This is a genomic window from Candidatus Schmidhempelia bombi str. Bimp, assembly GCF_000471645.3.
Lineage (GTDB): Bacteria > Pseudomonadota > Gammaproteobacteria > Enterobacterales > Orbaceae > Utexia > Utexia bombi.
The window spans coordinates 1-6,094 of the sequence record NZ_AWGA01000058.1 but is presented as its reverse complement, the minus strand read 5'-3'; the positions used below and the strand labels follow the sequence as shown (position 1 = coordinate 6,094).

The 6,094-nt window shown below is 35.7% G+C and carries 5 protein-coding genes and 3 tRNA genes; all 8 read right to left on the bottom strand.

Annotated elements, in window-relative coordinates:
- Positions 1–4 precede the first annotated feature (4 nt).
- Positions 5–81: transfer RNA gene (locus O970_RS05955), tRNA-Arg, on the bottom strand.
- A 39-nt stretch (positions 82–120) separates the two neighbouring features.
- Positions 121–213: transfer RNA gene (locus tag O970_RS05950), tRNA-Ser, on the bottom strand.
- 129 nt (positions 214–342) lie between these two features.
- The gene (gene csrA, locus O970_RS05945) at positions 343–549 is read right to left on the bottom strand and encodes a carbon storage regulator CsrA (protein ID WP_024496221.1); all 207 of its coding nucleotides are present in this window, start codon (positions 547–549) and stop codon (positions 343–345) included.
- Positions 543–3,200, bottom strand: a complete 2,658-nt coding sequence (gene alaS / locus O970_RS05940) for an alanine--tRNA ligase (protein WP_024496220.1) — start codon at positions 3,198–3,200, stop codon at positions 543–545. The genes csrA and alaS overlap by 7 nt, the downstream gene beginning before the upstream one ends.
- Before the next feature lie 306 nt (positions 3,201–3,506).
- A complete protein-coding gene (locus tag O970_RS05935; protein ID WP_024496219.1) occupies positions 3,507–4,085 on the bottom strand; it encodes a regulatory protein RecX in 579 nt (192 codons plus the stop codon).
- Positions 4,075–5,115 (bottom strand): recombinase RecA, encoded by a 1,041-nt coding sequence (recA, locus tag O970_RS05930; RefSeq protein WP_024496218.1) that lies wholly within the window; start codon positions 5,113–5,115, stop codon positions 4,075–4,077. Before recA ends, O970_RS05935 begins: the two co-directional genes overlap by 11 nt.
- A gap of 306 nt (positions 5,116–5,421) precedes the next feature.
- Positions 5,422–5,497 (bottom strand) — tRNA-Asn (locus O970_RS05925).
- A 191-nt stretch (positions 5,498–5,688) separates the two neighbouring features.
- Positions 5,689–6,094, bottom strand: a 406-nt coding sequence (locus O970_RS05920; protein ID WP_036562835.1) for a fructose-specific PTS transporter subunit EIIC, incomplete at its 5' end; no start/stop codon positions are given.

The window sequence follows — 6,094 nt, the reverse complement described above, 5'->3', positions numbered from 1 at the left end:
TTTATGGTGCACCCGAGAGGATTCGAACCTCTGACCGCCCGGTTCGTAGCCGGGTACTCTATCCAGCTGAGCTACGGGTGCACTACTTAAATATTAGATATCATACTACGATATGATATATGGCGGTGAGAGAGGGATTCGAACCCTCGATAGAGCTTTTGACCCTATACTCCCTTAGCAGGGGAGCGCCTTCAGCCTCTCGGCCATCTCACCTATACACTATCTCTTTCAATCTCAGAAACACTGTATGGCGCATATATTAATGGCTGGGAAAAATAAGTCAACCAATTTCTTATAAAGATTAATTGGTTGAGCATTTACCAATCAATTTGGTGAAAAAACTTACAACTTTCCGCCTTTATCGTCAGAATTTTGTGCTGCATCCTGCGATTGATTGATACGATTATAAACTTCTTCTCGATGAATAGATATTTCTTTTGGTGCATTAATCCCAATACGAACTTGGTTACCTTTCACACCTAAAACAGTAATAACAACATCATCACCTACCATCAATGTTTCCCCAACTCTTCTTGTTAAAATTAACATGTGTCCTCCTTTACGCCAAGTTGCATTAATTTTTCTTTCATAGTTTCAGTTATATTTGATAAAGCTTGTGGTAACCCCTTCACATCTACGCCTCCAGCTTGCGCAAAATCAGGACGTCCTCCACCTTTACCACCAATTTGCTGAGCTAAATCCGAAATGACTTCGCCAGCTTTTACTTTACTAATTAAATCTTTTGTTACACCTGCAGCAAGATTAATTTTATCACCATTAATAGCAGCTAAAATAATTACACCAGAGTTAATTTTATTTTTGATATCATCAATCATTGTCCGCATTAATTTAGCATCAATATCGTTTAATTTAGCAACCAATAAACCTACCCCATTTATATCCATCATATGATGTAATAATTGAGCGCTTTCCATTACGGCTTGTTGTTCTTTTAGCTGCTGTACTTTTTTCTCTAATTGCTTTGTCTGTTCAAGATTCTGTAGCACTTTGTCAAACGCGCTATTACGATCAGTTTTAAATAGTTGCGCTATCCGCGTAATTTGATCTAATTCCTGATGAATAATAGTTAAGGCTCTTTGTCCCGTTACCGCTTCAATTCGTCTCACACCAGCAGCGATACCTGATTCAGATAAAATCTTAAACAAACCAATATCGCCGGTATGGGTTACATGCGTTCCCCCACAAAGTTCAGTGGAAAAATCACCCATACTTAACACCCGTACATTATCATCGTATTTTTCACCAAAAAGCGCCATTGCGCCTCTTTCTTTGGCTTTATTTAGTTCCATGATTTCAACATCTACAACTAAATTACGACGAATCTGCTGATTAACTAGATTTTCTATTTCCTCTAATTGTTCAGCGGATAACGCTTCGGTATGAGAAAAGTCAAAACGTAAATAATCAGGAGTTACTAGTGAGCCTTTTTGATGAACATGGGAGCCTAATACGTTTTGTAAAGCCGCTTGTAATAAGTGTGTCGCTGAGTGATTGAGTTTTACTTTTTCACGTATATCGGTATTAATTACCGCTTTTAGTGAATCACCAACTTTAATACAACCTTTTTCTAAATGCCCAATATGTCCAATGCTTTGTCCATATTTTTGTGTATCATTGACTTTAAACTTAAAGGTATCAAAAACTAATTCACCTTTATCACCAACTTGCCCACCTGATTCACCATAGAATGGTGTTTTATTCAATATAATTACCGCTTCATCAGGTGCCGTTATGCACTCAACAGCTTCACCATTTTTAAATATGGCAACAATTTGACTCTCTGATTCTACGTCGGTATAGCCAATAAAATCAGTAACATCCTCTAATTTAATTGCTTTATTATAGTCTATGCTAAAATTACTTGACTCACGTGCGCGTTGACGTTGCATTTCCATCGCTTTATTGAATCCTGCCTCATCAACAGTAATATTTCGTTCACGACAAACATCTGCGGTAAGATCAAAAGGAAAACCATAAGTATCATATAATTTAAATGCCACTTCACCATCTAAGACTGGCGTTGCTAATTGCTCCAGTGCTTGATCGAGCAAGGCCAATCCACGCTCAAGTGTTCTAAGAAATTGTTCTTCTTCGGTTTTAAGCGTAGTTTCAACGATGTTTTGTTGTCGAACTAAGTCAGTTGCAGCACTTTCCATAACATCAATTAATGGTCGAACTAATTTATAAAAGAATACGTCTTTTGCACCAAGCATATGACCATGACGAACCGCTCGGCGAATAATACGTCGTAACACGTAACCACGCCCTTCATTTGAAGGCATAACACCATCAGCAATTAAATAAGCACAGGAACGAATATGATCGGCAATAACACGTAATGATTTATTTTCTAAATCTTGGATTTTTATAACATCTGCGACAGATTGAATTAACTTTTTGAATAAATCAATATCGTAATTAGAATTAACATGCTGTAACACGGCTGCAATCCTTTCCAGCCCCATTCCAGTATCCACGGAAGGTTTAGGTAAAGGTAATAACGTCCCATCTTGTTGGCGATTAAATTGCATAAACACGATGTTCCAAATTTCAATAAAGCGATCGCCATCTTCATCAGCACTCCCTGGCGGTCCCCCCCAAATATGTTCACCATGATCGTAAAATATTTCAGTGCAAGGTCCACAAGGTCCAGTATCTCCCATTTGCCAAAAATTATCTGAGGCATAAGGTGCACCTTTGTTATCGCCGATACGGATAATTCGATCAGCAGGAATACCTATTTCATTAAACCAAATATTATAAGCCTCATCATCTGTTGCATAAACGGTGACGAGTAAGCGTTCTTTTGGTAAGTTAAACCAGCCTTCTGCTGTTAATAACTCCCAAGCATATTTAATTGCATCGCGTTTAAAATAATCACCAAAACTAAAATTACCTAACATTTCAAAAAAAGTGTGATGGCGAGCAGTATAACCAACATTATCTAAATCATTATGTTTTCCCCCAGCTCGCACACAACGCTGTGCGGTTGTTGCTCGAGTATAATTACGTTTTTCCTGTCCCAAAAAGGTGTCTTTGAATTGATTCATTCCAGCATTAGTAAATAATAATGTTGGATCATTATGCGGGACTAATGAACTACTTGATACAATTTCATGGTTTTTCGCACGAAAAAAATCAAGAAACATTTGACGAATTTCAGCAGTGCTCTTGCTCATCATTTAATTCCGGTTTAAATTAGCTAGTTAACAATAAATATAGATTGATAGTTAGATTATTTTCTTCACTAAGATATAAAAATATTTTGTTTATTTTTACAAATAAAAAATAATAATTTTTATTTCTATTACCTAATAGGTCAATATTCTAATACATTAATGCATAAATGCATAATTTTGTATTCAAAAATGAACAATATATTGCATAGAATAGCATTATCTATGTCACATATAAATATACTGATTGGAGAATTTAGAGGAAGGAGGAAATAAGATACGCTACGGAATAATAAAGGTATATTTAATTCATTGTCTATCTTCGTCCAATGAAGCATTATAAAGACGCTGTATAAGTTGATGGCTAAATCCTCGATTTAATAGAAAACGATGGATTTTTTGTCGTTGTTTCATGTCTGATACGTTTATCACACCATAACGACGCTGTATAAGGTTGGTTATCTGTTCCAAAGACGTTTTTTGTGATGATAAATTGATTAACTTTGAACGAATGATTTCTGATTTTACGCCTTTTTGCTTCAACTCCAGTTCTATTCGTTTGTATCCAAAGCCCTTTCGTTGACGCATAGCAATATAATCTGCTACAAAATCTTCCTCATTTAGCCAATTTTTTTGCTGACAATAACACACAATTTCAGAAATTTTATTTTTTAAATTTAATGAAAAATCATCATGTTGAGAGTAAGAATAATCATATTCAGATTGATTAAAAGCAGATGACATTTGTCGAGATAATTTTTTAGAAAAAAATAACCATAATTTTTGGTTTAATTCTAATTCCGTATGATTTCGCTGTGCAAGTAATTGCACAGCTTTATCTAATATGATTTTATCAAATAGCAAAGGTTGTTCTTTTTTATAATTCATCTTCAATAGTCGTTACATTTTCATCCGAAACAAATTCGGCTGGGCTATTTAATAATAATTCTCGTAAACGATTTTCTAATTCGTCGGAAAGTTCTTGGTGCTCTTGTAAGTATTTAATTGAATTTGCTTTCCCTTGACCAATTCGCTCCCCATTATAGCTATACCACGCACCCGCTTTATCAACAAGTTTATGTTTAACACCTAAATCCAATAATTCACCCTCTTTAGATATTCCACATCCATATAAAATTTGAAATTCTGCTTGTCGGAAAGGTGAAGCAACTTTGTTCTTAACAACTTTTACGCGTGTATCACTACCTATAATATCTTCACCTTCTTTTACTGAACCAGTACGTCTAATATCTAAACGAACAGAAGCATAAAATTTAAGTGCATTACCGCCAGTGGTGGTTTCTGGATTACCAAACATAACCCCAATTTTCATGCGAATTTGGTTGATGAAGATAACTAAACAATTAGCATTTTTAATATTAGCGGTTAATTTACGTAATGCTTGTGACATTAAGCGAGCTTGTAATCCCATATGGGAATCGCCCATCTCACCTTCAATTTCAGCACGTGGTGTTAAAGCAGCGACGGAATCGACAATGACCACATCAACCGCACCTGAGCGAACTAACGCATCACAAATTTCTAACGCTTGTTCGCCAGTATCAGGTTGCGAAACAAGTAAATCATCGACTTTGACACCTAATTTTGCTGCATAAATAGGATCAAGTGCATGTTCGGCATCGATAAATGCACATGTTTTGCCTTCTTTTTGCGCCTGCGCAATGACAGATAAGGTTAGCGTCGTTTTACCTGAAGATTCTGGACCAAAAATCTCCACAATACGCCCCATAGGTAAACCACCAATGCCAAGGGCAATATCAAGGCCTAATGAACCAGTAGAAATAGCATCAACATCAAGCGTTTGTGTATCACCCAAACGCATGATAGATCCTTTACCAAATTGTTTTTCAATTTGACTTAAAGCAGCTGATAAAGCGCGTTGTTTATTTTCATTCATTCTTGATATCCATTATGTTAATTAGATAGTTTTAACTAATTATACTGTATTGTTATACAGTATCAAGCGTTTTTACATAATTTATTTTAATTAGCAGACGTTAATAAAGTTTATGGTAATTTTTATTGATGATTTTAACTAGTAACAATTAACATTGATGAAAAGTAATTTCAATTAGGCGATCTTGCTAGCAATGAATAATTTATGTTTTGTAGGAATAGAGATAGGTTTGTGAAGTAAATTGACAAAAAAATTAGTTGATGGTTATGGTTTATTATAAATAATAATATTGTCAAAACTTTAAATTGGCTCCTCCAACTGGACTCGAACCAGTGACATACGGATTAACAGTCCGCCGTTCTACCGACTGAACTATGGAGGAGCAGAACTTACAGGTAGGGATGTTATAGTTAAATTACAAATGTGTCAATCATTAAAAAGCTAAAACCGATTTGATTGCTTACTCTATAGTCAGTTTGTTTTTTTATTATTAAATATCAGCCAATAAATATGATATAAATTTATAAAAAAGAGCACTAACTGTGTGCTCTTTTTAGAGTTATTTGTAATAAATTATTCGGATTGCGCTAATTCTTGTGGATCTTCTGGGCGTTTAAGAAACGCATAAAGAACGCCTGCAACTACAGTACCAACCGCAATAGAGATTAAATAACCCATCACAGGGGTAATTGCACCAGGAATAGCTAATACAAATAATCCCCCATGCGGCGCCATAAGCTTAGAACCAAACAACATAGTAAGGCCACCAGTTACTGCCCCACCAATCATCGATGAAGGTAATACACGAAGTGGATCGCGAGCAGCAAAAGGGATTGCGCCTTCTGAAATAAAGCATAATCCTAAAACAAAGGCGACTTTACCACTGCTTCTTTCACTTTCAGAGAATTTATGTTTTGCTAATAAGGTGGCTAAAGACATGGCTAATGGTGGTACCATTCCTCCCGCCATAATGGCAGCC